The organism is Microbacterium sp. UBA3486 (assembly GCF_002377845.1).
GTDB classification, from domain to species: domain Bacteria; phylum Actinomycetota; class Actinomycetes; order Actinomycetales; family Microbacteriaceae; genus Microbacterium; species Microbacterium maritypicum_A.
This window is the reverse complement of record NZ_DFQP01000071.1, coordinates 2,612-25,802: the sequence shown is the minus strand read 5'-3', so window position 1 is coordinate 25,802 and position 23,191 is coordinate 2,612. Positions and strand designations below refer to the sequence as shown.

Annotated in this window: 27 protein-coding genes and 3 pseudogenes; 15 read left to right on the top strand and 15 right to left on the bottom strand. The window is 65.3% G+C overall.

The genetic code is table 11. The features are described from left to right. Positions 1-20: 20 nt before the first annotated feature. The 4 genes from cmtR to B2869_RS10185 are packed head-to-tail and all read left to right on the top strand — an operon-like array spanning position 21 to position 3,440. Positions 21-380 carry a Cd(II)/Pb(II)-sensing metalloregulatory transcriptional regulator CmtR gene (cmtR, locus tag B2869_RS10200; RefSeq protein WP_036275916.1) on the top strand — a complete coding sequence of 120 codons (360 nt, stop codon included), beginning with the start codon at positions 21-23 and terminating at the stop codon, positions 378-380. Further along, positions 377-2,302, top strand: a complete 1,926-nt coding sequence (locus B2869_RS10195; RefSeq protein ID WP_275093822.1) for a heavy metal translocating P-type ATPase — start codon at positions 377-379, stop codon at positions 2,300-2,302. The genes cmtR and B2869_RS10195 overlap by 4 nt, the downstream gene beginning before the upstream one ends. Beyond that, positions 2,302-2,910 (top strand): cadmium resistance transporter, encoded by a 609-nt coding sequence (locus B2869_RS10190; RefSeq protein ID WP_275093368.1) that lies wholly within the window; start codon positions 2,302-2,304, stop codon positions 2,908-2,910. The genes B2869_RS10195 and B2869_RS10190 overlap by 1 nt, the downstream gene beginning before the upstream one ends. Beyond that, the gene (locus B2869_RS10185; protein ID WP_141880416.1) at positions 2,907-3,440 is read left to right on the top strand and encodes a signal peptidase II; all 534 of its coding nucleotides are present in this window, start codon (positions 2,907-2,909) and stop codon (positions 3,438-3,440) included. Before B2869_RS10190 ends, B2869_RS10185 begins: the two co-directional genes overlap by 4 nt. A gap of 41 nt (positions 3,441-3,481) precedes the next feature. On the opposite strand, the gene B2869_RS10180 is transcribed toward B2869_RS10185, so the two are convergent. Beyond that, positions 3,482-4,387 (bottom strand): LysR family transcriptional regulator, encoded by a 906-nt coding sequence (locus tag B2869_RS10180; RefSeq protein WP_016996892.1) that lies wholly within the window; start codon positions 4,385-4,387, stop codon positions 3,482-3,484. An 87-nt stretch (positions 4,388-4,474) separates the two neighbouring features. Between B2869_RS10180 and B2869_RS10175 the strand changes: the two genes are divergently transcribed. Beyond that, positions 4,475-5,536, top strand: coding sequence for a YeiH family protein (locus B2869_RS10175; protein WP_196383414.1), 1,062 nt, complete (start codon positions 4,475-4,477; stop codon positions 5,534-5,536). Positions 5,537-5,782: 246 nt separating this feature from the next. On the opposite strand, the gene B2869_RS10170 is transcribed toward B2869_RS10175, so the two are convergent. Then, positions 5,783-7,300 (bottom strand): SulP family inorganic anion transporter, encoded by a 1,518-nt coding sequence (locus B2869_RS10170; protein ID WP_292765877.1) that lies wholly within the window; start codon positions 7,298-7,300, stop codon positions 5,783-5,785. A 164-nt stretch (positions 7,301-7,464) separates the two neighbouring features. Here B2869_RS10170 and B2869_RS10165 point away from each other — a divergent pair, with 164 nt between their 5' ends. Beyond that, entirely contained in the window at positions 7,465-7,848 is a 384-nt protein-coding gene (locus B2869_RS10165; protein ID WP_275093370.1) for a MerR family transcriptional regulator, read from the top strand. A gap of 106 nt (positions 7,849-7,954) precedes the next feature. Next, positions 7,955-8,974: pseudogene (locus B2869_RS10160) on the top strand (cytochrome c oxidase subunit I); the annotation flags it as partial. A 60-nt stretch (positions 8,975-9,034) separates the two neighbouring features. Here the strand turns inward: B2869_RS10160 and lgt are convergent. After that, positions 9,035-9,949, bottom strand: coding sequence for a prolipoprotein diacylglyceryl transferase (gene lgt / locus B2869_RS10155; RefSeq protein WP_275093371.1), 915 nt, complete (start codon positions 9,947-9,949; stop codon positions 9,035-9,037). 128 nt (positions 9,950-10,077) lie between these two features. Here lgt and B2869_RS10150 point away from each other — a divergent pair, with 128 nt between their 5' ends. After that, positions 10,078-10,383 (top strand): metal-sensitive transcriptional regulator, encoded by a 306-nt coding sequence (locus B2869_RS10150; RefSeq protein WP_373695387.1) that lies wholly within the window; start codon positions 10,078-10,080, stop codon positions 10,381-10,383. Positions 10,384-10,575: 192 nt separating this feature from the next. Here the strand turns inward: B2869_RS10150 and B2869_RS10145 are convergent, their stop codons facing one another. Together B2869_RS10145 and trxA are read right to left on the bottom strand one after the other, a co-directional pair. Then, a complete protein-coding gene (locus B2869_RS10145; RefSeq protein WP_275093372.1) occupies positions 10,576-10,878 on the bottom strand; it encodes a metal-sensitive transcriptional regulator in 303 nt (100 codons plus the stop codon). Then, positions 10,875-11,249, bottom strand: a complete 375-nt coding sequence (gene trxA, locus B2869_RS10140; RefSeq protein ID WP_275093373.1) for a thioredoxin — start codon at positions 11,247-11,249, stop codon at positions 10,875-10,877. The genes B2869_RS10145 and trxA overlap by 4 nt, the downstream gene beginning before the upstream one ends. Positions 11,250-11,448: 199 nt before the next feature. Between trxA and B2869_RS10135 the strand changes: the two genes are divergently transcribed. After that, entirely contained in the window at positions 11,449-12,015 is a 567-nt protein-coding gene (locus B2869_RS10135) for a DUF4395 family protein (protein WP_275093374.1), read from the top strand. A 6-nt stretch (positions 12,016-12,021) separates the two neighbouring features. Here the strand turns inward: B2869_RS10135 and B2869_RS10130 are convergent, their stop codons facing one another. The 10 genes and pseudogenes from B2869_RS10130 to B2869_RS10085 form a co-directional block, all read right to left on the bottom strand. After that, positions 12,022-12,774, bottom strand: coding sequence for a sulfite exporter TauE/SafE family protein (locus B2869_RS10130; protein ID WP_275093375.1), 753 nt, complete (start codon positions 12,772-12,774; stop codon positions 12,022-12,024). Between the two features lies 1 nt (position 12,775). Next, positions 12,776-13,120, bottom strand: coding sequence for a DsrE family protein (locus tag B2869_RS10125; RefSeq protein ID WP_292765870.1), 345 nt, complete (start codon positions 13,118-13,120; stop codon positions 12,776-12,778). Next, a complete protein-coding gene (locus B2869_RS10120; protein WP_275093377.1) occupies positions 13,117-13,413 on the bottom strand; it encodes a rhodanese-like domain-containing protein in 297 nt (98 codons plus the stop codon). The genes B2869_RS10125 and B2869_RS10120 overlap by 4 nt, the downstream gene beginning before the upstream one ends. A gap of 30 nt (positions 13,414-13,443) precedes the next feature. Next, positions 13,444-14,853 carry an MBL fold metallo-hydrolase gene (locus tag B2869_RS10115; RefSeq protein ID WP_275093378.1) on the bottom strand — a complete coding sequence of 470 codons (1,410 nt, stop codon included), beginning with the start codon at positions 14,851-14,853 and terminating at the stop codon, positions 13,444-13,446. A gap of 50 nt (positions 14,854-14,903) precedes the next feature. After that, positions 14,904-16,025 carry a hypothetical protein gene (locus B2869_RS10110; RefSeq protein ID WP_275093379.1) on the bottom strand — a complete coding sequence of 374 codons (1,122 nt, stop codon included), beginning with the start codon at positions 16,023-16,025 and terminating at the stop codon, positions 14,904-14,906. A gap of 383 nt (positions 16,026-16,408) precedes the next feature. Next, positions 16,409-16,567: a hypothetical protein gene (locus B2869_RS10105; protein ID WP_292766037.1), complete on the bottom strand. Its 159-nt coding sequence runs from the start codon at positions 16,565-16,567 to the stop codon at positions 16,409-16,411. 27 nt (positions 16,568-16,594) lie between these two features. Beyond that, positions 16,595-17,050, bottom strand: a pseudogene (locus B2869_RS10100) (class I SAM-dependent methyltransferase); the annotation flags it as partial. 56 nt (positions 17,051-17,106) lie between these two features. Beyond that, a complete protein-coding gene (locus B2869_RS10095; protein WP_275093381.1) occupies positions 17,107-17,463 on the bottom strand; it encodes a hypothetical protein in 357 nt (118 codons plus the stop codon). Further along, a complete protein-coding gene (locus B2869_RS10090; protein ID WP_275093382.1) occupies positions 17,460-18,308 on the bottom strand; it encodes a cytochrome c biogenesis CcdA family protein in 849 nt (282 codons plus the stop codon). The genes B2869_RS10095 and B2869_RS10090 overlap by 4 nt, the downstream gene beginning before the upstream one ends. Before the next feature lie 7 nt (positions 18,309-18,315). Further along, positions 18,316-18,969: a DsbA family protein gene (locus B2869_RS10085; protein WP_292765864.1), complete on the bottom strand. Its 654-nt coding sequence runs from the start codon at positions 18,967-18,969 to the stop codon at positions 18,316-18,318. A 175-nt stretch (positions 18,970-19,144) separates the two neighbouring features. On the opposite strand from B2869_RS10085, the gene B2869_RS10080 reads away from it, so the two are divergent. The 6 genes and pseudogenes from B2869_RS10080 to B2869_RS10055 form a co-directional block, all read left to right on the top strand. Beyond that, positions 19,145-19,711, top strand: coding sequence for a hypothetical protein (locus B2869_RS10080; RefSeq protein WP_275093383.1), 567 nt, complete (start codon positions 19,145-19,147; stop codon positions 19,709-19,711). After that, complete coding sequence (locus B2869_RS10075) at positions 19,672-20,097, top strand: BlaI/MecI/CopY family transcriptional regulator (protein WP_318391114.1); 426 nt, start codon at positions 19,672-19,674, stop codon at positions 20,095-20,097. The genes B2869_RS10080 and B2869_RS10075 overlap by 40 nt, the downstream gene beginning before the upstream one ends. Further along, the gene (locus tag B2869_RS10070; RefSeq protein WP_275093824.1) at positions 20,097-21,071 is read left to right on the top strand and encodes a M56 family metallopeptidase; all 975 of its coding nucleotides are present in this window, start codon (positions 20,097-20,099) and stop codon (positions 21,069-21,071) included. The genes B2869_RS10075 and B2869_RS10070 overlap by 1 nt, the downstream gene beginning before the upstream one ends. 396 nt (positions 21,072-21,467) lie before the next feature. Further along, positions 21,468-21,857, top strand: coding sequence for an ArsR/SmtB family transcription factor (locus B2869_RS10065; RefSeq protein ID WP_292765859.1), 390 nt, complete (start codon positions 21,468-21,470; stop codon positions 21,855-21,857). Between the two features lie 2 nt (positions 21,858-21,859). After that, entirely contained in the window at positions 21,860-22,837 is a 978-nt protein-coding gene (locus tag B2869_RS10060) for an SRPBCC family protein (RefSeq protein WP_292765856.1), read from the top strand. 162 nt (positions 22,838-22,999) lie between these two features. Further along, positions 23,000-23,191, top strand: a pseudogene (locus B2869_RS10055) (hypothetical protein); the annotation flags it as partial.

The window sequence follows — 23,191 nt, the reverse complement described above, 5'->3', positions numbered from 1 at the left end:
ATCACTGTATAGTTCAGTGTGTGCTGACTATTTCCTCACGCCTCGATGTCATGAACCGGCTCGGCCGGGCCATGGCCGATCCCACGCGTTCCCGAATCCTAATGTCTCTGCTCGGTGGACCGAGCTACCCGGCTGTGCTCTCTCGTGAGCTGGAGCTGACGCGTTCGAACGTGTCGAACCATCTCACCTGCCTGCGTGACTGCGGGATTGTCGTTGCCGAGCCGGAGGGTCGCCAGACTCGTTACGAGATCGCCGACCCGCATCTTACGGCTGCGCTCGTCGCGCTCGTGGACGTGACGCTGGCGGTCGATGAGCACGCGCCGTGCGTGGACTCTGCGTGCACGGTGGCTGGCTGCTGTGGGACGGGGGCGGACGCGTGAGCGCGGCGTGTGGCTGCGAGCACGAGCCTGCCCAGCCTGCCACTGCGGCGGAGGATGAGACCGAAGAGGTTGTGCGGCCCTGGTGGAGGGACCGTGGGATCATGGTGCCGGTCTTCTCCGGTGTCGCATTCCTGGCCGGTCTGATCCTTGAATGGTCCGGCCTCGAGATCCCGGCGCTGGTGTTGTTCTGGGCCGGTCTGCTCCTCGGTGCGTCGACGTTCACGCCCGGCGCGATCCGGAAACTGTTCAAGGGCAAGCTCGGTATCGGGCTGCTGATGACGATCAGCGCGATCGGCGCGGTCATCCTCGGCTACGTGGAGGAGGCTGCGGCTCTGGCGTTCTTGTACTCGATTGCTGAGGCGCTCGAGGACAAAGCGATGGACCGTGCCCGGGGCGGGCTGAGGGCGCTGCTGAAGCTCGTGCCGGAGACAGCGACCGTGCTGCAGAACGGCGTCTCTGCGCAGGTGCCCGCGAGAGAGCTGACGGTCGGCCAGGTCATGGTGGTCCGTCCCGGCGAGCGGATCGCAACCGACGGGATCGTCCGTTCTGGCCGCTCCAGCCTGGACACCTCGGCGATCACCGGGGAGTCGATCCCCGTCGAGGTCGAGCCCAGCGATGCGGTGTCGGCCGGTGCGATCAACAGCGCCGGCGCGCTGGAGGTCGAAACGACCGCTGCGGGCACCGACAACTCGCTCACCACGATCGTGGAGCTGGTCGAGAAGGCGCAGACCGAGAAGGGCGAGCGTGCACGTCTCGCGGACAAGATCGCCCGCCCGCTCGTGCCCGGTGTGCTGATCCTCGCAGCGCTCGTCGCGATCATCGGGTCGCTGCTGGGAGATCCAGAGGTATGGATAACCCGCGCGCTCGTTGTGCTGGTCGCGGCGTCTCCGTGTGCACTGGCAATTTCGGTGCCGCTGACGGTCGTCGCCGCGATCGGTGCGGCAAGTAAGTTCGGCGTGATCATCAAGTCTGGCGCTGTCTTCGAGCGCTTCGGCACAGTACGTCACGTCGCCGTCGACAAGACCGGCACCCTTACCCGCAACGAGCCCGCCGTCACCGCCGTGCTCACCACCAATGGTGTGACGGAGGCTCAGGCGCTGGCCTGGGCGGCCGCGTTGGAGCAGCACAGCACGCATCCTCTCGCCGCCGCGATCACCGCCGCCGCTCCGGGCACTCCGGCAGCTGCAGACGTGACCGAGCAGGCCGGCCATGGCATTGACGGCACCGCGGACGGATCGAAAATCACTGTCGGAAGTCCTCGTTGGCTTGACGCTGGCGAGCTCGGCAACCGGGTCGTAGCTCTCGAGGAGCAGGGCATGACCGTCGTGATCGTCCACTGTGACGGGTCACCGGTCGCCGCGATCGGCGTTCGTGACGAGTTGCGCACTGAAGTCCCCGAGGTCGTCCGGACACTCACAGGTCAGGGCGTTGGTGTGACGATGCTCACCGGCGACAACGCCCGCACGGCTCATGCGCTGGCTGCGCAGGCCGGGATCAGTGACGTGCGCGCCGAGCTGCGCCCTGAGGACAAGGCGACCGCGATTCGAGAGCTGTCGAAGGCGGGGCCGGTCGCAATGATCGGCGACGGCATCAACGATGCCCCAGCCCTTGCTGGTGCGGACGTCGGTATCGCTATGGGCGCCACGGGCTCCGATGCGGCGATCGAATCCGCGGATGTGGCCTTCACCGGTCACGATCTCCGCCTCATCCCACGGGCGTTTGACCACGCCCGCCGGGGCCGCCGGATCATCAACCAGAACATCATCCTGTCGCTGCTGATCATCACCGCACTGCTTCCGCTCGCACTCTTCGGGGTGCTTGGGCTCGCGGCCGTCGTCATGGTGCACGAGGTCGCAGAGGTCATCGTGATCCTCAACGGCCTACGTGCCGCCCGCACCCGCACACCACGGGTGGCCAGCTGATGCTCGCCACCATCGGGTCAGCGATCGGCCTGTTCGCCGCGACCAACATCGACGACGTTGTCGTCCTCACCGTGCTGTTCCTCGCCTCCAGCCGAGGAAAACCCCGGCCATGGCAGATCGTTGCAGGTCAATACCTCGGCTTCATCACCCTCGTCGTAATCAGTGTGATCGCTGCGCTCGGCCTCACCATCGTCCCGGACGAATGGGTCGGCTTCCTCGGCCTGATCCCGCTCGGCATCGGCATCTGGACGCTCATTCGCGGCCTGCGCCGTAACAGCGATGACGATGATGACGACTCGAAGATCACCGCGGTCGGACTATGGGGGGTCGCGGGAATCACGATCGCCAACGGTGCGGACAACATCTCCCTGTACACGCCGATCTTCCGCACCAGCACGCCAGGCGACGTCGCCGTCATGATCGTCGTGTTCCTCATCCTCGTCGCCGTATGGTGCGCCGCCGGGCGGCTGATCGGCACCAACAAGGCCGTCACCGAGGGACTGGAGCGCGTCGAGCACTGGCTCGTACCGGCCGTGTTCATCGGTCTTGGGCTGTTCATCCTGATCGAATCCGGCGTCATCGTCCGCTTGATCGAGGTCCTCGCATGACATCGTCCGAGGCAGAATCTCAGCCGTCTGTTGCGCGACAGCTGCCGTCCGCGCGGCGTTGGCAGCTCACCGGCGGAGCGCTCCTGATCGCGCTGGTCGTCGTTCTGATCGATCAGGGGACGAAAGCGTGGGCCGAAGCGACCCTCACCGAGCGCGAGCGCATCCCGCTGATCGGTGACCTGCTTGGCCTGCAACTCGCGTACAACCCCGGTGCGGCATTCTCGTTCGGGGAGGGCTTCACCTGGGTGTTCGCGTTGCTCGCTGTCGCAGCCACCGTCACAGCGATCGTGTTCGCGTTCCGGATTCGCCGCCTGGGGTGGGCGGTCATCGTCGGCGCGCTCGGTGGAGCTGCCGCCTCACATGCAGGCGACCGCCTCTTCCGGGATCCGGGATTCGCCCAGGGGCACGTCGTTGACTTCCTCGCCTACGGGAACTGGTTCATCGGGAACATTGCCGACATCGTGATCTTCGCTGCCGCGATCGCCGGAGGGTTCCTTATGATCCGTGGCGGTGATGAGTCCAAAGACTGACCCCGATGCTTCACGGCGACAGACCGCGCCGAAATCGATCGTTACCGGTCAGTTCGGGCGATGACATCCAGGAAGTCCCGTACATGAGGCGGCGGAGCCGTCCCCGCCCAGATGGCGGTGAGCGGGCGGGTGATCTGGAGATTGTTGATCCGAACTCGGACGAGTCGGCCGGCACGGGTGTCCTCGGACACTGCGAGGGAGCTCAGCGCGCCGGGGGCGATGCCGGCCATAATCGCGCTGCGAACGCCGAGCGTGGTCGTCAGCACGGCTGCGGGCTCGGCTGCGAGTGGAAAGCCCGCCACGGCGAGGGCGTTCTCGAGCGCTCGTCGGGTGCCGCTGCCGGTCTCGCGGAGCACCAACCCAGTGGCCGCCAGTTCACGAACGGACACCTGGCGGGTCTTCGCCCACCGGTGACCGTGCTGCACAACGACTTCGATGGTGTCGTAAGCAACAGTGACTGACCGGAGGCCGGCGGGAACGACAGGGGTCTCGATGAGCCCGAGGTCTGCGGTTCCCTCGCGTATGGCCTCGACGACCGTGCTGCTGTTGGCGGCTGTGAGCTGAACGACCGGGCCGTCATCGCCGTGAGAGATGCGCCACCGGGCGATCCATTCCGGTAGGAGGTGTTCTGCGATCGTGAGGCTCGCGGCGATGCGCATCATCTTCCCGCGATCCGTGCGGAGCGAATCGACAGCATCCGAGAACTCATCGGCCGCCGTCAGCAGCGTTGTTCCCCAGCCGACAATCAGCTCGCCCGCCGGAGTCAATCGCGAACCCCGTGCAGAACGCACCAGGAGTCGCACGCGCAAATCTTTTTCCAGTTTCCGGATGCGCAGAGACACCGCCTGCTGACTCACGCCCAACTGCGTGCTTGCCGCCGACATGCTGCTTTCCTTCACGACGAGCGCCAAGGCTCGCAGTGCCTCCAAGTCCGGCCCGTTGCGCATCTTCCGCCTCCCAAGCACAAGCATAACTTGTATGGCGGACGGTATCTGCCTCTACTCGCACGAGCGGTCCGAGGAAATGATGGATGCATGACCCATGCCCAGGACGTTGCGACCGCCCGACCGGAACACACGCTGCTTGCCCGAGTCCGCGCGCTGCTGCCCGGGCTTGTCCTCTGCCTCGCCGCGGCCGGAGCATCGTACGGGGTCAGCCTGCTGCTGCCGGGAGTCAGCCCGCTCATTATCGCGATCGTGCTTGGCGTACTCCTGGCCAACGTCGTCCGGCTGCCAGCGGCAGCCTCCGACGGCATAGACTTCTCCGCGAAAAAGCTCCTGCGCGCCGGCATCGTCTTCCTCGGACTCCAACTGGTACTGACAGACATCCTCGAACTCGGAGCCCCGATGCTGGTCGTCATCGTGTGCATTGTCGCCGGCGGACTGTTCGGCACCGTTCTCCTGGGGAAGCTGCTACGGGTTCCATCCGGGCTCTCGCTGCTAATCGCCTGCGGATTCTCCATCTGCGGCGCGGCAGCCGTGGCGGGCGCGGCAGGGGTCACCGATCCGGACGACGAGGCCGAGGAAGACACCATCACCGCGGTCGCCCTCGTGGTGATCTTCGGAACGCTGATGATTCCCCTCGTCCCACTGATCACGGACCTGCTTGGCCTGGGCTCCGAGACGGCCGGGATGTGGGCAGGGGGTTCCATCCATGAAATCGCGCAAGTCGTCGCCGCTGGAGGCATCATCGGTGGCGGAGCGCTCACGGTCGCGGTCATCGTCAAACTCGCCCGAGTGCTGCTGCTCGCCCCTGTCGTGGCCATCCTTAGCATCCGGCAGCGCCGTCTCAGCCGTACGGCAGGCGAACCCAGTCAACAGAGGTCGAGTTCGAAGCTGCCGCCCATCGTCCCGCTGTTCATCATCGGGTTCATCGCCATGGTGCTCCTGCGTTCCTTTATCCCTCTGCCGGACTTCGTGCTGACGACCGGCGGGCTGCTGCAGACAGGGTTGCTGGCTGCAGCGATGTTCGGACTCGGCTGCGGCGTCAAGATTCGGAACCTCATCAAGGTGGGCCTCAAGCCCTTCGCCCTCGCCGCGCTCTCCACCCTCCTCGTCGCCACCATCGCCTATTGCGGAGTCACCCTCGCCGGCTGAACATGGCCGGCACCAGGGCGTCACTACGCGCCGCAAACGATCGTTTCCGGCGTGATTTCGTATTCTGTTCTGCGAGGGGTGCCGCAAACGTGCACCGGAAGCCGGTTTCGACAGACAGTTTCGGCGCGCTGGAGGACCAAGTCTCGCTCGATGCCGAGCTTGAGGTCCGAGGATCGGTTGCTCTTCAGTGGATAACGGAGAAGGGGCGGCCTTGAGGCCGCCCCTTCTTTCTGCATGAATCGTGACTCAGTGGCCGGCGCCGAGGTTGCCGGTGAGGCGGCCGTGGAAGGCTGCTGCGGTGTCGTTGAGTCCTTCGATGGTGACGTTCCTTCCGTGGTTCTCGTACTTGGTGACGATCGCGTCGAGGGCCGCGACGGTGGAGGCGTCCCAGACGTGTGAACGGCTCATGTCGATGATCACGGTGTCGGGGTCGTCGGCGTACTCGAACTGGGTGGTGAGGTCGTTGCTGGAGGCGAAGAAGAGTTCTCCGTCGACGGCGTAATGCGCTTTGGCGCCGTCGTCGCTGAGGGTGCGGGTGACACTGACGAAGTGGGCGACCCGTCGAGCGAACATGATCATCGCGGCGATGACTCCGAGGATGACGCCGACGGCGAGGTTGTGGGTCCAGACTGTGGCGATGACGGTGATGAGCATGACCGCCGTCTCACTCTTCGGCATGCGCTTGAGCGTGCTCAGGCGGATGCTGTGCCAGTCGAAGGTCGCGATCGAGACGAGGATCATGACGGCGACGAGTGCTGCCATGGGGATGATCGCCACCACGTCACCGAGCGCGAGCACGAGGACCAGCAGAAAGACACCGGCGAGGAAGGTCGAGATCCGGGTGCGTGCACCGGAGGCTTTGACGTTGATCATCGTCTGGCCGATCATTGCGCAGCCACCCATGCCGCCGAACGCGCCGGAGAGAACGTTCGCAGCTCCCTGGCCGAGCGCTTCGCGGGTCTTGCGGGAGTGGGTGTCGGTGATGTCGTCGACGAGCTTCGCGGTCATGAGCGACTCGAGCAGGCCGACCACGGCCATAGCCAGCGCGTAGGGAGCGATGATCTGCAGCGTCTCGAAGGTGAGCGGCACGTTCGGGATGAACAGCTCGGGAAGGCTCTCGGGGAGTTTTCCCTGATCGCCGACGTTCGGGACATTCCAGGCGAAGACCACGACTGCCGCGGTGAGCAGCACGATGGCGACGAGTGGCGCCGGGATGACCTTCGTGATCCGCGGCATGAGATACATCACCAGCAGACCCACCGCGACGAGCGGGTAGACCAGCCAAGGAACCCCGATCAACTGCGGGAACTGCGAGGTGAAGATCAGGATCGCCAGAGCGTTCACGAATCCGACCATCACCGAGCGCGGGATGAACCGCATGAGCTTCGCGACGCCGAGCAACGCGAGGACGATCTGGATGAGACCGCCGAGGAGCACCGTGGCGATGAAGTAGTCCATGCCGTACTCGCGGGCCACCGGCGCGATGACGAGCGCGATCGCTCCGGTGGCGGCGGTGATCATGGCAGGGCGTCCGCCGAGGAAGGCGATCGCGACGGCCATGATGAAGGATGAGAACAGGCCGACGCGGGGGTCGACGCCCGCGATGATCGAGAACGCGATCGCCTCGGGAATCAAAGCGAGTGCGACGACGAGGCCGGCGAGGACTTCCCGGGTGAGCAGGCGCGGGCTGCGCAGCGCCTGCATGACGGCGGGTTCGATGCGGTAACGCGCCGCGGAGTCGCGGGCGGGGGTGACGGCAGTCATGTGCCCTCCGGAGTGTTGGGCTCTCTCGTGAGAGCGCGGGAAACGATGAGGAGCGCAGCAGTGCGCAGGCGCCGGTCAGGCCGACGCGGGAAGATGAGGGGAGCAGGCGCGAGAACCGCGCCGCATCTAGACTCTAACGTTACGTGAGTGTTTTGGGGAATGCAATGGAAGACGAACACCCGAACGTCAAGACGATGCGGATAGGCGAGGTGGCCGAGCGCACAGCGCTCTCGTTCCGCTCGCTTCGACACTGGGACGACGTGGGGCTCGTGCAACCGTCCGCACGCACGGAGGGTGGGTTCCGGCTCTACACCGAGAAGGACGTCGAACGCATCCTCATCATCCGCAGGATGAAGCCGCTGGGATACACCCTCGACGAGATGCGTGAACTCCTCGACGTCGTCGACGCCCTCACCGTCGACCCGAGCGATGTCGCGCTGCGCGCCCGGATCGACGACATCCGCGACGGCGCCGACCAGCGTCGTCAGAAGCTCACGGAGCAGCTCGCCATGGCCGACGAGTTCGTGCAACTGCTCGGACAGCTCTAGAGCGACGGATCGACCTGGTTCGAGGCCTCACGCGCGCAACGAAGGGCATGCCGAAAGTGATGGTTCCGGCGCAGCGATCCACGCCCAGCTGTGTCGAAGTCCAACGTTCCCGGTGATCGCGGCCGCTCTCTCCGCCGCAGCGGCCGATCGAGTCCTCGGTGCGCACATCTTCGACCCGGCGAACGGTGGGGTCCTGCTGTGGCAGCACCTGTTCTGGTTNNACCCCGAGGTGTACATCATCGCGTTGCCGTTCTTCGGCGTCGTGTCCGAGATCTTCCCGGTGTTCAGCCGTAAGCCGATCTTCGGGTACAAGACCTTGGTCTATGCGACGATCGCGATCGCGGCCCTGTCCGTGGCGGTGTGGGCGCACCACATGTACGTCACCGGATCCGTGCTGCTGCCCTTCTTCGCACTCATGTCGATGCTCATCGCGGTGCCGACGGGTGTGAAGATCTTCAACTGGATCGGAACGATGTGGCGAGGGTCCGTGACCTTCGAGACTCCGATGGTGTTCGCCCTCGGATTCTTGGTCTCTTTCGTCTTCGGTGGTCTGACGGGTGTCATTCTGGCGGCCCCGCCGCTCGATTTCCACGTCTCTGACACCTACTTCGTGGTCGCGCACTTCCACTACGTGGTGTTCGGCACCGTGGTGTTCGCGATGTTCGCGGGCTTCTACTTCTGGTGGCCGAAGTGGACGGGACGCATGCTCAACGAGCGTCTCGGATACGTGCACTTCTGGATGCTGTTCATCGGCTTCCACATGACCTTCCTCATCCAGCACTGGCTGGGCGTCGACGGCATGGTGCGACGCTACGCGGACTACTCCGCCGCAGACGGCTGGACCTGGCAAAACCAGGTCTCCACCATTGGCGCGATGATCCTCGGTGCGTCGATGATCCCGTTCTTCCTGAATGTATGGATCACGGCCCGCCGGGCGCCGAAGGTCACGGTGAACGACCCGTGGGGTTACGGTTCATCGCTGGAGTGGGCGACGTCGTGCCCGCCGCCGCGTCACAACTTCACGTCGATCCCGCGCATCCGCAGCGAGCGGCCCGCCTTCGACCTGAACCACCCTGAGGCGGCGGAGTTCGCCACCACGGCACCTGGCGAACAACAGCGCCAGTAGGCCACGCTCACGGTGCCGCCGAGCTGTTGCTAATCCCTCGGAGCGGCCCAGAACCGCTGGTCAGCTGGCTTCGCGTTCCTCCACACTCGCGTTGCTGACTGACCGGCGAGGTGACGGAGTCGATTCGCCGGAATCGGTTTCTCGCGCAAGTCGGTAGATGCTCGTCTCGAGCTCGCGATGACGGATCGACTGGATCACGAACAGCGCCACGCCGAGTGCGACGGCGACGAACGACGCCCAGACGTTGGCGGGAATGCCCCAGAAGCCGTCGCTGGTCGGGTCGATGCGGATGGCTTCCAACCAGCTGCGGCCGAGGCCGTACCAGATGAGATAGAGCGCGAACGTGCGACCCCATCGGAGGGCGATTCTGCGCTCGAGGAGCAGGATGATCGCGACACCGGCGAGGTTCCAGAGAATCTCGTAGAGGAACAGCGGATGGAAGAGAGTCCCGTCGGCGAGACCTTCGGGGAATTTCGCGTTCGTGGATTCGATCTCGAGTCCCCAGGGCAGGACAGTCGGGAGGCCGAAGAGTTCGTGGTTGAAGTAGTTGCCGATACGGCCGATCGCTTGAGCGATGAGCAGGCCGGGTGCCAGTGCGTCGGCGAACGACCAGAGGCGGATTCCGGCTCGTCGGCAGCCGATCCACGCGCCGAGCGCGCCGCCGATCAAGGACCCGTAGAGGGCGTTGCCACCATCCCAGATCGCGAAGATGTCTGCGAGATTCGCACCGGGATAGAAGTAGTCGCCGACGTGGGTGAAGACATGGTAGAACCGGGCGCCGATGATCCCCAGCGGCACCGCCCACAAGGCGATATCGATGACCACGCCCGGCTCCGCGCCTCGACGGGCGAGTCGACGCTGGGTGAGGATCACCGCCACGATCATTCCCGTGATGATGCACAGGGCATAGGTGTGGATGGTGAGGGGGCCGATGGCGAACTGGGCCCAGTTCGGATCAGGGCTGGGGATACTCATGCGCACACCGCGCAACTATAGTCCCCGAGAGTCCGCATACCCACCTGGGTATGCGGACTCGTGGGATACTGAAAGGGCGTCGTCCATCAGGGACGTGAGAAGCAAGGGGTGCCCGAATGATCGAGACCATGGAAGCCAGCGTTTCCGAGGACACCGTCATGCCCGAGGAGGCCGGAGCCGCTCGAGCTGCGCAGCAGCGGAAAATCGTCAACCGTCTGCGTCGTGCTCAGGGACAGCTCGCTGCGGTGATCACCGCCGTGGAGTCTGGTGGTGAATGCCGCGACATCGTCATTCAGCTCGCCGCAGTATCGAAGGCGCTGGATCGTGCCGGGTATGCGATCGTCGCATCCGCGATGCGCAATTGCGTGGCCGACCCGGAGAGCGAGTCGCTGACACCGGACGAGTTGGAGAAGCTGTTCCTCACCCTCGCGTGAACGACCGCGCCTACCGGTTGAACAGTCGGGCGAAGAACCCCGTCGACGGTTCGTTGGCGTGTCCGTCGCAGCGCTGCGACCGAGGGATGCCGCGCATCACCTGATCGACGTGCTGGCCGCACCCCTTCCACGTCGCCTTGCCGCACTTCTTGCAGGTCACTTGGTAGCACATGGGGTCTCCTTCAATCGTTGCTACGAGAGCATCAGGAAGAGCTTTTCGATCTCTTCCGTGGTCATATCGGTCGGTTCCTTGTCCGCGTCATCCACGGAGAGGCACTCTTTCAAAGCGTCGGCGACGATCACGAAGCCCGCACGGTTCAACGCGCTCGTCACCGCTGCCAGCTGGATGACGACATCCCGACACCCCGCGTCGGCTTCGACCGCGGCGATCACCGCGTCCAGTTGCCCCCGCGCGCGTCGCAAGCGGTGCACCACGCGCCGCTGAGCGCCAGAGTCCGCTCTGCCGGCCGGAAGCGGGTCGGTGAGGACTGTCATTCCGATCCGCCCGCGGAGGACTCGTCCAGCTGCCGACGCACATCATCCATATCCAGCCCGCGGACGGCAGTGATGACCTGGTCGAGTTGAGCCTCGTTGAGCGCCCCTGGTTGCGAGAAAACGATGATCCCGCTGCGGAACACCATCAGGGTAGGAATCGAGCGGATGTTGAACGCGGCTGCGAGCTCCTGTTCGGCTTCGGTATCCACCTTGCCGAACGTGATGTCCGGGTGCGCGCTCGATGCGGATTCGAACACGGGCGCGAAGGCGCGGCACGGGCCGCACCAGGCGGCCCAGAAGTCGAGAATCACGATATCGGTGCCCTCGATCACTTCGCGCAGTGCAGTGCCGGTCACCGTTGTGGTGCTCATTCGGTCACGCTGCCGTGTCGAGGTGACCGGGGCAGCGCTGTTCCACGGGAACCCCGTGGAGCGCTTCTTCCACGTGCTGCCCGCAGCCCTCCCATGTGGCCTTGCCGCACACGTCGCACGTCACTCTCGCGCACATCTCTGTCTCCTTCTTTCGGGATCATCGACAATCGTACTATACCCCCCAGGGTATTATGTCTTCATGCCCTCCTCCTCTGAGATGCCTGAACGCCCGACGATCGGACAGTGGGTGACCGGAGTGGATGTGCCGGTTGTGAACGAGCGTGCCGTCCGAGCATCGGCCGGCATCCTGTTCCTTGGCGGCTTTGCTGCGTGGATGTGGGCGTTGGCGACCGGGGACTTGCAGCCGATGCGCGCCTTCGGCATGGTCTTCGCGGTGGAGATGCTGATCCGGCTCGTCGTCGGAACGGCATACACCCCGACTCTGCTGCTGGGCACTCTGCTCACCCGTGCGCAACGTCCGGAATGGGTTGAGGCTCGCTCGAAGGTGCTGGCGTGGAGCCTCGGATTGGGTATGGCATTGGTGGGATGCGTCAGTCTCGGCTGGCTTGGGCTTCCCGCGGTGGTCGCTCAGGCGATCTGTGGCGGATGCCTGCTTCTCCTGTATCTGGAGACGGCGTTCGGGTTCTGCGCGGGGTGCGCTCTGGCGCGACGCTTTTCGCGCCGCAAGCCGGAGCTGTGCGCCGGGGACACGTGCACCTATACGCCCCCGCCGCGGGGCTCGAAGCATTCAGTGCTGACGGACTGACGGCATTCAGGTCAGAGGGATGATGGTCGTGACGAGGGTGACGACCGCGATGACGAGCACGAGCACGGCGAAGCCGATCTGCAGTCCCTTGCCCGGGAGCTTGGCCGCCAGACGTGCACCCAAGAGCGATGCGATCATCGCGGGGATGGTGAAGGCCACGGTGAGGGGAACGTCGATGCCGCCGATGCTTGCGTGTGCGGCGGCACCGGCCAGCGAGTTCGCGACCGTCACGACGAGCGAGGTACCGATCGCGAGCTTCATCGGGAGGTGCAAGAGGAGGGCCAGCGCGGGAACGATGACGAACCCCCCGCCGACGCCCAACAGACCCGTGAGCATGCCCACGCCCAAACCGATCAGGATCGCGTGGATGAGCCAGCGCGGCTGTCGTTCTCCCTGGGATGCATTGTCGGGGATCGGTCGGAGCATCCGCACGCCCGCGACGAGCATGAGCGCGCCGAATCCGATCAAGAGCAGCGATTGCGGGAGCAGGGCGTTCACGGCGGTACCCACGAGTGCTGCCGGAATGCCCGCCGCGCTCACGGCCGCCGCGACCGGCCAATCAACGCCGCCGCGAAGGCGCGGCACTACTGCGGTGGATGCGGAGGCGATCGCCATGACGAGAGATGCGGTCATGGCGTCGGCGACCGGGACTCCGACCAGGCCGACGAGCGCGGGCACGGAGATGATTCCGCCGCCGGCGCCGACCAGTCCCATGACGGCGCCCACGACGACGCCGAGGGCGATGACGAGGAAGATCACCTCAGACGCGCACGTAGGCGGCGCCCGTCCATTGCTGCTCCGCAAGGTGGATGACGGCCGATGGCACGACGGTGACGCCCTCCGTCAGCTGGTCCTGCTCGATACGTTCACGTTCCATGCTGTTGCCGCATGCCGCGACGTCGATCATGCCTCGGAGAGTGTCGGCGAGGTCCTCGTCGAAACCTGCGCCGCTGACAAGTCCCGCAACGGCCGGCCCCTGCACCACCACGCGGATGCGTGCTTCCGGAAGTCCGTGGCTCGCATTGCGAGCAACTCGCAGTGCGCCGGTGATCACCCCGGGGTCAGAGCCGAAGGCGTGGATCAGAAGCATGTGCTGCTCGCTCACGATTGCACCGACCGGCCCGACTCGATCCAGGCCGACGTGCCCCCAGCGACGTTCACTGCCCGGATGCCGGCGGACGCCAGCGCCTCACACGCTCTGGCGCTTCGACGCCCGGATTGGCAGATCACATAGACGGCACCCGTCGTGTCTATCTCGGCACTGTGATCTCTCACCTCGCCGAGAGGGATGTTGCGGGCACCCGGCACGTGGCCGTCCCCGTACTCATCCGGTTCGCGCACATCGATGACGACTGCGGAAGGGATGGCGGCAAGCTCGTCTACAGAGATCTCGTTCATGTTCACGCTTCTTTCACGACTGATGGAGGATCAGGAGGCTACGGGTGTCTCCACCGGCTGGCCGGCGCGCACCCACCCGAGGTAGCTGCCTTCGAGCTCGACGACCGGGATCCCCGCTCGACGCAGCGCCTGGCTGGCGACGATGTTGCGGGCACCGCTCTGACAATAGGTGACGATCGTCCGATCCGCGGGAAGCTCATCACTGTCCCACAGCACCCGCCCGGCCCCGATCCGGGTCGCACCGGGGACATGCCCGTCGGCATACTCGCTCGCCTGTCGGACATCGAGAACAAACGCGTCCTCGAGGTTTGCCACCGACTCTGGAGCGATCGTGTCCGAGGGCACCGTGGGAAGGTCGCCGAGCGAGGTGACGAACCCCGCGTACGAGTCGATCCCGACCCGGATGAGGTGATCGCGAACTTCGATGGCCTGCGGCCCGTCGTGGACGAAGAGCAGCAGTGGGCGCTTTTCGCGTTCGGGATCCACCGCCCACGCGCCCCATGCCGCCGTCTTACCCACGGCCGGGATCGCCAATGCGCCCGGCACGGAGCCCGCCCTCACGGCGTCAGGGGTGCGGGTGTCGACGAATACGACGTCATCGGCATCGACGGCACCCGCCGCGCGGTTCGCGTCGAGTTCGACCAGGTCGGAGAGCGGTCCGAGGACCGAGGGGCCATCCCGATTCTCCCGCTTCATCCGCGCGAAGTATGCATGCGCATCAGGCTGCCCATCCAGAAGCTCTGCGACGAATCCGTCCCTGTCGCCGGCGGCAAGATACGGCCCCCACCAGGCGTGAAGCCGTTCGTAGCCCACGGTCGTCGACGCAATGGCGCCGAGCGCCTTCCCGCACGCACTTCCCGCACCGTGCGCAGGATGAACCTGCACGTGATCAGGAAGTGCGAGGAAGACCGTGCGCAGGCTGTCGAACAGATCCAGCGCACCCTGGAATCGGGTGTCCACCCCGCCGGCGGCTTCGTCCAGGAGATCGGGTCGCCCGAGATCACCGACGAAGACGAAGTCACCGGACAGCACATATCCCGGTTCGTCAGCGAACGCACCGTCGGTGACCAGGAAGACAAGGTGTTCAGGGGTGTGCCCGGGCGTATGCCGTGCCTGCACCCGGATGTTCCCCACCGTGATGATGTCTTCGTCGTGCAGGCGGTTCGCGGGGAAGCCATACTCCCAGTCGGCCCCACCCTCGCCGGAGACGAAGATATCAGCGCCGGTTGCGTGCGCCAGTTCGCGCGTCCCGGAGAGGTAGTCCGCGTGAATGTGGGTCTCCGTCACGGCTGTGATGCGCAGCCCGTGCTTCTTCACCGCATCGAGATAGATCCCGATATCCCGTCGCGGATCGACCACGACGGCGTCCCCCGTGGCCTGGCAGCCGATCAGATAGCTGGCCTGAGCGAGATCCTCATCATAGAAGCGTTCCAACAGCATGACATTCCCTTCGAAAACCTCACCCCAGCATACCCCCAGGGGTATGCCTGTCAAGGTGGCGGTGCAAGCGCGAACTCGGTCGCCTGCGTCGTCGCCATGAGAACGGCACCCGAGCGCAGCGCGAGTGCGGGCGCGGGGCCGGGGTCATCGACGAATGCTGCGGCATCGACATCCCGTCTGATGTATCCGCTCGAGGCGGTGAACCAGACGCTGTCCGTGGTGGCCGACACGGGCTGACTGGCTGACGGAACCTCCTGCTGCCAGAGCTCTCCCAGAGACGGAGAGACTGCGATCACAGTCCGCCTGGTTGGTGTGTCTGTGGTGAAGAAGACCGTGTCCTCAGCTGGCGTGGAGAGGGTTCTCGCAGCAGGTGTGCCAGGGAGAGTCGCAAGGAGTGTGCCGTCGTCGAAGCGGTGGACCGTGAACTGGACGCCGTCGGCCGTCGGCCACTCGAGGACGAGCACGTCGCCCGCAGGGATCGTCGAGTCTGCCGCGACGCGCGCCGGACCACTTGTCCCGGGCGGTGCTTCGGGCTCGGACTTCCACAGCAGAGGAGCTCCGTCAGCTGCCGCATCCCGCACGGCCACTCCCGTCGGCGTGTTCGAGGCCAGGAGTCCTCCGCGCGCGTACGCCGGTCGTTCGGTGTCGGGCAGATCAATCGCCTCGCCTGTGCGCGGTGAGAGTGCCGTCCCCGATGCCGGCTCATCGGTCAGAGCGCCACCCAGCATCTCGACTGTGATCAGGCCGAGGTCGGACATCCCACCGTTCACGCTCACCGGCCCCCACGCCACGGCCCCGTCGTCGCGAAACGCCGTCGCCGTGGTCTCTGTGGCGATGACACCGTCGTGCAAGGCTGCGTCGGAATCGAGGATGACGAGCAGGTCTTCCCCATCGACTCGCGTGACAGCGAACCCCGTGCAGGCAGGGTTCGTGCGTGCTTCCCACTGCTGTTCTCCGTCTGTCACGACGAAGGTGAGTTCCGCTGACTGTGGGCTCGGATAGCGGACGGCCACAAGACCATCGCCGAACCGGGTGGGGGACCGATCGAACACGACGGTGTCACTCGCGGCCGTGACCTCCCCGGCGGACGCTCCCAGCGGCTCGCTCGTGCATCCCGTCAACACCAGCACGGCGGCGACTGCTACGCAGGTCCAAGTCAGGCGGCGGTTCATCGCTGATCCCTGCCGTGTCGACCGTGCGGTGATCCCTGCTGCAGATTCTCGACAGAAGTTGCCACCCTGCGGTTCATGATGTGCGCTACTCTCAGCTATATACCCACGGGGGTATGGAATCGGAGGGGTGTCATGCCTGTTATCGCTTTTCTTGGATCGACCGCTGGCCGCTGGGTGCGGGGCATCCTCGGTGTTGCTCTGAGCGCGGTCGGTGTGATCGCGGGCCAGTGGTGGCTGCTTCTGCTTGCCCCGGGTCTGCTCTTCCTCGCGTCAGCTGTGTTCGATTTCTGCCTGCTCGGACCGTTGGCGAAACTGCCGATGCGGGGCCCTGCATTCCGTGCGGCATGTGCTCGACCTCGTAACGCGTAGACGACTCCTCTCGATCAGCTCGGGCGGCGCACCAGGACGACACTGTCGATGAGCGTCGCTCGGCGCCCATCCGGCCCGATCGCCTCGCGCTCGTGGAGTTCGCAGCGGTCGACGTGCCAACCGTCGGGGAGCTCCATGGTCGCGAGATCGCTTTCCGGGGTCGGGAAGCTCACAGAGGAAGCGGATGCGGCGTCTGCCCAGGGAGGCGGCGCTGCGTGAGCCACGACAAGAAGCGAGCCGCCCGGCGCCACGAAGTCCTTGCTGCGTCTCACGATGTCCGACCTCGGGATCTTCACCGGCCAGGAGTGAAGAAACGCCGATGTGACGAAATCGAACGTCTGCGTGGTCGTCCACTCGCTCAAGTCGGCTGCGACGAAACTGACAGCGTTGGCGCCCAGGCCGACACTCGCCGCGGCGGTGCGAGCTCTCTCCGCGGCAGTGTCAGAGAGGTCTACGCCCACCGTCAGCCACCCGCGGGATGCCAACCACACGGCATCGCCGCCTTCGCCGCAGCCGAGATCGAGAGCTGATCCGGGTTCCAGGGACTCGGCGACCTCTCGGACGACCGTATTCACACGCCCTGACCACACGGCTTCCGAACTCGCGTATCGGGCCTCCCAGAACGTCTGTGCGTCAGAAGAATCTGCGTCCGTCATGGTTGGCTCGCTTTCTGTGATCGTGCGATGTCTGGGGCGTTGCGGAGGCCGCGGTGTCACGTGATCCCGAGAAGGACCGGTGTGAACAGTGCCGCGATCCACACCGCGAGGACGAGGAGCGCAATGAAGAGCGCCCTCCGCACCCCCTTCCGGTGAGCAGTGTCGCCCCACAGGTGGGATCGGGTTTCTTGCCGCATCGCTCGATTCGCTTCGCGGCGAATCACTGGGTCGTTCATGTCGAGGTGGCCTGACCGCGCGTGCGCGGCGATCGCCTCCGATCCGGAGTCGTCGTGAGGGTCGTTCGTCTCGGGGATTTTTCGAGCCATCGTCTCCTCCTTCGTCTCCGACGGGCCGTGCGACCAGGCAATCTTGATATACCCCATGGGGTACATGGAGCTGGTGTTGTCGGTCATTTCGGATCCCTTGTGGGGGCGGGGAGACGCTTACGGCGACGGCTCCACAGGGCGAGGATGAGGGCAGCGATGATGAGGATGAGAGTGATGTCGACGAGCGGGTTCGCCAACATGCTCGCGTTCGCCTGCAACCAGGCTTGAGCCTCGACGGGAACGAGTTCAGGTGCACCTACCAGGCCGTTCGTCACCCAGAAGAGGATGCCGACGCCGGTGACGAGCAGGCCGGTGATCACTGACGTCGTGTGCCACTCGCGACCGAGAAATGTGAAGGTGCGGCCGCGAAGCGCCTGTCTCCCGCGAGTCCCGAGCTTCTGCCACAGTGCGGCGATCAGCAGCAGCGGAACGACCATCCCCGCGCCGTAGACAGCCAGGAGCGCTCCGGCGGCCACGGCGTTGCCGCGGGTCGCCGCCAGGGTCAGAACGGCGCCCAGAATCGGGCCGGCGCAGAAGCCGGCGATGCCGCTGGCTGCGCCGAGGATCGCGGTCTTCGCGATGCCCGATTTGGAAGCGGCGCGAGCGTGGAGATCTGCACCTGCGGGGAGGAGGCGGGCAGGGTCGAATCCGAAGCCTAGAGTCTGTGCGATACCCAGGGCGACAAGCACCACAGATGACACGAGAACGACCACCTGACGATGCGATACGAAGAGCGCTCCCAGTGCTCCGGCCCCGACCCCCAGCGGGACGAGAATGACGAGCAGGCCTCCGTAGAAGATTGCACCGTGGAGTGCGAGTCGAGAACCGGTGCCGATCGTCGACGCGAAGAAGGCGGGCATCAGCAGTGCCGCACACGGGCTCAGGAGCGCAAGCACTCCTCCGACGAACGCGGCAACGAATCCGATCTCCACGGCGGCCTCAGCGCGCCGATTCCAGTGCGGCTTGGAACGCGTCTTCGAAAACCTCGGTCGGCTGCGCGCCGATGATCGGCTTTCCCCCCAGCACGAACATCGGCGTCGACGTCGCGCCCAACTCGAGCCCGAAATTCTGATTCTTCGCAATCACCTCCGCTGTCGCAGGGGCGTTCAGATCAGCCGCGAACTTCTCCGTGTCCAAGCCCACGTCGCCGGCGAGAGCGATGAGCGCCTCTTCGCTGAGGTTGGCCTCTGTGCGGTGGTGTCCGTCTGCGAAGAGAGCGTGGTGATACTCCCAGAACGATCCCTGCAGGGCGGCTGCATAGGAGGCGCGTGCGGCGCGCTCGGAGGCAGGGCCGAAGACGTTGACATCCCTCACTTCGATCCGCAGGTCGCCATTTTCCGCGTGTTCCATCATCGCCGGCAATGTGTTCTCGCTCCACAGTGCACAGAACGGGCACTGATAGTCGGAGAACATTACCAGGACCACGGGAGCATCAGCTGGACCAGCTGCGAGGAGATCGCTCTCGTCACGGCTCTCCGCCGCAGAAAGGTCAGGCCCCGCCGGGTTCTCCACCACGGTGGGGCCACTCGACTCCTCGGAACCACTCTCAGAAGGAGTGACAAGCGAGAGCACGAGCGCGATGAGGATGCCCACGAGGGCAAGAACCCCCACCGGCACCACCCAGGCTGGCCACGGCCGGGGCGTCTGTGCGTTCGTCATGTGTGGACCTCCTGGTCGCAGGCTGAGTGGGCAGTCGACTATCCAACATAGTCGACTATGCAAGATAGTCGACTATGCAAGATAGTCGACCTCGTGTGATGATGGTTCCATGCAGCGCGCCGTCAGTGACTTCTTCCGGGGGCAGCGGGAGAGCCTGACACTCGCTGCGCAGGCGCTTCGAGGCTGGGGGCCGCGGCAGGTCCTGGCCTCGGTAATCACGGCGGTACCGGTCGTTCTCGTGATCGGGTTCGTCACCGTTCTGATTCCCAACGATGTGTTCGCTCGCGATATCCCGCCGGTGTGGTGGAACTGGCCTGTCCTGCTTCTCACGGCGGCCATGTCGGGGATGCTCGTTGGCACGTACGTGAAGGGTGACTCATCGGCCGGTGCAGCGAATCCCGCTCTAGAAGAGGCCGCTGCTGATCGCAGCGATCGTCGGAGTGGACGACTCGGTGTGGCCGGCGGACTGCTGACGTGGTTCGCGGTGGGATGCCCGGTCTGCAACAAGCTTGCGCTTCTCGCGTTGGGGTATTCGGGAGCCATTGCATGGTTCGCGCCCTTTCAGCCTGTGCTTGCCGTCGTTGCGCTCGTCGCGACGGGAATTGCGCTCGTTGCGCGGCTGCGCGGTCAGGTGGCATGCCCGGTATCGCGACGTCGGGCACGGGTGGCGGCATGAGAAGTCCAGCAGATGGACCCCGCGAGGTGTTGCGGCTCGGTGCGCTCGAGTCGCAGGTGATGGATGTGCTCTGGGAGCGCGGCCCGGCCACAGTCCGAGATGTCATCGACGGACTCCCCACTGACCCTGCGTACACCACGATCGCGACCGTGCTGGGGAACCTTGATCGGAAGGGTCTGCTGGTCATCACAAGACAAGACCGGTCGACTCGATATGCCGCCCGCGTGAGCAGGCAGGAGCATGCAGCGGGCCTCATCGAGCAGGTACTGGCAGGGACGCACGACCGCGTGTCATCAATCCTGCAGTTCGTCGATTCACTGCCCGAGAATGAGCTCGACCTTCTCCGTGATTACCTGGATCGCCGCGACGAGGCTGGACGGCCGTGATGCCGCTGACCGTCGCCGTTCTTCTCCTCGTGGGAGGAGCGGCCTTCGCGGTGTTCGGCCCGTGGCTGTTGCGTCGAGCTGCACCGGCGCTGGTTCGAATCCCTCGTATAGCGATCGGACTGATCGTCGGCGGGATGCTCGTCTGGATCGGATCCGTGCTGGCCATCGGCCCAGTGCTTGCCTGGGCCGGGTCCGGACCTGTGGTGCTTTCCGGGCAGGCTGCGGATGTCTGTCAGCGTTGCTTGGCAGCGGCGAATCCCTTCCTCGACTCAACGACGAGCTCGCTCGTTCCGACGATTCTCTTCCTCGTCATACCAGCGGTCGTCGCGTTGTCCTTGGGTATAGCCACGAGCGCACGGATGCTACGGAATGCGCGTAAAGCGCGTGCCACCGCCGAAGCGGTTCGATCCGGATCGGTTCGTACCCGTCTCGACGGGCATGAGGTCTCCGTCATCGATAGCGAGAGAGTCTTCGCCCTCACATTCGCCTTGCGTGATGGCGGCATCGTCCTCTCCACGGGCGCCATCCGCTCACTCGACCACAACGAACTCGCCGCCGTCCTGGAACACGAACATGCTCACCTGCGGCAGCGCCACCACCTGATCTCTTCACTGGTCGACGGCATCGCTGCCCACCTGCGATGGGTACCCCTCGTCGCAGCAGTCGCCGAAGCAATCCCTCACTATCTCGAGATCGCGGCCGACAACCACGCGCGACAGGCCGTCGGAACCCCCGCTCTCGTAGGGGCCCTACTCAAAATGGCGAAGCCCTCTCCTGATACAGCCCTCGCCTCTCACCCGGCTGCGCTGCATGCGACCGGTCCGGAACGGATCAGGCAACTTGTGCGGCCAGGGGTCGGACTGTCCGGCGCAGTCCCACTGATCGCGATCGCGGCGTACCTGTTTGCCTTGGGCATAGTCTCCATTGCCATTCAGCTCCCCTACGCGTCAGCTGCGATCACCGGTTGCTCCTGATGGAGTAACTAGGTCGATCCTTGACGATGGGTGAGTGACGGTCTGAGGCTAAGAAGCGGCCCCGCCAGTTGAAGGCAGTGCGTCGATGTCACGGTTTCCCCCGGGGTTGACTGTGGCCTTCGGGAATCAGCCTGACGACCAGAGCCATCCCCTTTGATCTGAACGACTTCAAGGTCAATCCGAGGGGAGGCGGAGCGCGTCGGTAAACGCATTGCCATCGCGTGCGCCAACAGGCGCACCACCGCCGGCGTCAAGCTCCCGTCAATCCACTATTAGATCGGACTCAGTCCGATTCAACCTCGGGTAATCCGATGTAAAGCGGCCAGTCCGATTCAAAGACGCAAATCACAGCGGCCCCCTTGACACACCCGCTCCGCGGGCATAACGTACAACCAAATGGTTGCACAAAGAGAACTGAGCGAAGCGGAGGTCGACCGTGTCTTCCACGCACTGGCGACGTCGACCCGGCGCGACATCCTGCGCCGGACGATCGAGCGTGAGCAGTCGGTCTCGACCCTCGCCTCCGAATACGAGATGTCGTTCGCCGCGGTGCAGAAGCACGTCGCCGTGCTCGACGCCGCAAACCTCATCGTCAAGCGCGCCGAGGGACGCGAGCGGCTCGTCCGCGCGAACCCCGAGATGATCGCCCGCGCCAGGGCGCTCCTCGCCCGATACGAAGAGCTGTGGCGGTCGCGCATCGCCCGGCTCGACGACCTGCTGGCCGAGACGCCTCGGCCCAGCTCATCCGACACCAGCGACACCACGAAGAACGAACAAGGAGACTGAACATGCCTGTCACCGACGTCACCACCGATGCTGAGAACCTGACCATGACCGTGGTCGCCGATTTCGCGGCCCCCATCGACCGCGTCTGGAGCGCGTACTCCGACCCGCGTCAGCTCGAGCGGTTCTGGGGTCCTCCCGGATGGCCGGCCACCTTCACCGCCTGGGACCACACCGTCGGAGGGCGTGCCGTCTACTCGATGAACGGTCCGCGCGGCGAGAAGTCGTCGGGTGCGTGGGAATTCGTATCGATCGACGCGCCGAACGGCTTCGAGGTCATCGACTCGTTCGTCGATGAGGAGGGAAAGCCGCTCGACGGATTCCCCGCACAGCGGATGTCGTTCTCGTTCGAGCCCACCGCCGAGGGCACCCGTATGGTGACCACGAGCCATTTCGACTCCGTCGACGCGCTCGAGCAGGTCGTCGAGATGGGCCAGGTCGAAGGCATCAAGATGGCGATGGCGCAGCTCGACACGGTGCTGCAGGATCTCCGCGAGTACGCGCAGGGCAAGGGCACACGGGTGGAGCTGCTCGACGACACCCACGTGCGCATCACCCGCCTGGTCGAGGGGCCGCGGGAGCTGGTCTGGCGCGCGCACTTCGAGCCCGAGCTCATCCGCAAGTGGATGCTCGGACCCGACGGCTGGGAGATGACGGAGTGCGTGGCCGCCACCGAGGTGGGCCAGTCGTACCGGAACTCCTGGGCGCCGGTCGGCGACACCGAGGGGCAGCCGTTCGGCTTCGAGGGTGAGGCGCTGCTGATCGACGCCCCGCGCCGGGCGGTCAGCACTGAGCGGATGCAGGGCATGCCCACCGAGACGCTCAACGATCTGAACCTGTATGAGGAGGACGGCGCGACTCTCGTCACGCTGCTCATCGAGTATCCCGACAAGGAGACGCGCGACATGATCCTCGCCACCGGCATGGCCGACGGCATGGAGTCGTCGTTCGCCCGCCTGGAGCGGGAGCTGCTCTCCGTCTGACGCTGCATCTGCGCGCAAGCAGTCGCCGTTTCAGGCGTTCACGCCGGGTCAGGCCGATCTCCCCCCGAGACGGCCTGACCCGGCGTTTCGGCCTGACCTGGCGAGGCCGAGCATCGAGGCGCCACACCTCCACGCAGGTGTTCGGGATAAGGTGGCGACACGATGAGGATCACGCGCCGCACTCTGCTCCTCGGCGCCGGAGCCGGTGTCGCTTCGGTGCTTCTCGCCTCCTGCACCCCGGAACCGGCACCCACGCCGACGCCCACTCGCACGCGCGAGCCCGAGCCTCCGCCCGGTGTCCCGGCGGCAGCCGGCAGCATCCGCAGCACCTGGACCACCGATCCGTTCGCGCTC

Excerpts from the sequence above, each read along its gene's own strand:
- B2869_RS10190 (WP_275093368.1), top strand. The coding sequence starts at position 2,302 with ATGCTCGCCACCATCGGGTCAGCGATCGGCCTGTTCGCCGCGACCAAC.
- B2869_RS10185 (WP_141880416.1), top strand. The coding sequence starts at position 2,907 with ATGACATCGTCCGAGGCAGAATCTCAGCCGTCTGTTGCGCGACAGCTG.
- B2869_RS10180 (WP_016996892.1), bottom strand. The coding sequence starts at position 4,387 with ATGCGCAACGGGCCGGACTTGGAGGCACTGCGAGCCTTGGCGCTCGTC.
- B2869_RS10175 (WP_196383414.1), top strand. The coding sequence starts at position 4,475 with ATGACCCATGCCCAGGACGTTGCGACCGCCCGACCGGAACACACGCTG.
- B2869_RS10170 (WP_292765877.1), bottom strand. The coding sequence starts at position 7,300 with ATGACTGCCGTCACCCCCGCCCGCGACTCCGCGGCGCGTTACCGCATC.
- B2869_RS10165 (WP_275093370.1), top strand. The coding sequence starts at position 7,465 with ATGGAAGACGAACACCCGAACGTCAAGACGATGCGGATAGGCGAGGTG.
- lgt (WP_275093371.1), bottom strand. The coding sequence starts at position 9,949 with ATGAGTATCCCCAGCCCTGATCCGAACTGGGCCCAGTTCGCCATCGGC.
- B2869_RS10150 (WP_373695387.1), top strand. The coding sequence starts at position 10,078 with ATGGAAGCCAGCGTTTCCGAGGACACCGTCATGCCCGAGGAGGCCGGA.
- B2869_RS10145 (WP_275093372.1), bottom strand. The coding sequence starts at position 10,878 with ATGACAGTCCTCACCGACCCGCTTCCGGCCGGCAGAGCGGACTCTGGC.
- trxA (WP_275093373.1), bottom strand. The coding sequence starts at position 11,249 with ATGAGCACCACAACGGTGACCGGCACTGCACTGCGCGAAGTGATCGAG.
- B2869_RS10135 (WP_275093374.1), top strand. The coding sequence starts at position 11,449 with ATGCCCTCCTCCTCTGAGATGCCTGAACGCCCGACGATCGGACAGTGG.
- B2869_RS10120 (WP_275093377.1), bottom strand. The coding sequence starts at position 13,413 with ATGAACGAGATCTCTGTAGACGAGCTTGCCGCCATCCCTTCCGCAGTC.
- B2869_RS10115 (WP_275093378.1), bottom strand. The coding sequence starts at position 14,853 with ATGCTGTTGGAACGCTTCTATGATGAGGATCTCGCTCAGGCCAGCTAT.
- B2869_RS10110 (WP_275093379.1), bottom strand. The coding sequence starts at position 16,025 with ATGAACCGCCGCCTGACTTGGACCTGCGTAGCAGTCGCCGCCGTGCTG.
- B2869_RS10095 (WP_275093381.1), bottom strand. The coding sequence starts at position 17,463 with ATGACCGACAACACCAGCTCCATGTACCCCATGGGGTATATCAAGATT.
- B2869_RS10080 (WP_275093383.1), top strand. The coding sequence starts at position 19,145 with ATGCAGCGCGCCGTCAGTGACTTCTTCCGGGGGCAGCGGGAGAGCCTG.
- B2869_RS10075 (WP_318391114.1), top strand. The coding sequence starts at position 19,672 with ATGCCCGGTATCGCGACGTCGGGCACGGGTGGCGGCATGAGAAGTCCA.
- B2869_RS10070 (WP_275093824.1), top strand. The coding sequence starts at position 20,097 with ATGCCGCTGACCGTCGCCGTTCTTCTCCTCGTGGGAGGAGCGGCCTTC.
- B2869_RS10065 (WP_292765859.1), top strand. The coding sequence starts at position 21,468 with ATGGTTGCACAAAGAGAACTGAGCGAAGCGGAGGTCGACCGTGTCTTC.
- B2869_RS10060 (WP_292765856.1), top strand. The coding sequence starts at position 21,860 with ATGCCTGTCACCGACGTCACCACCGATGCTGAGAACCTGACCATGACC.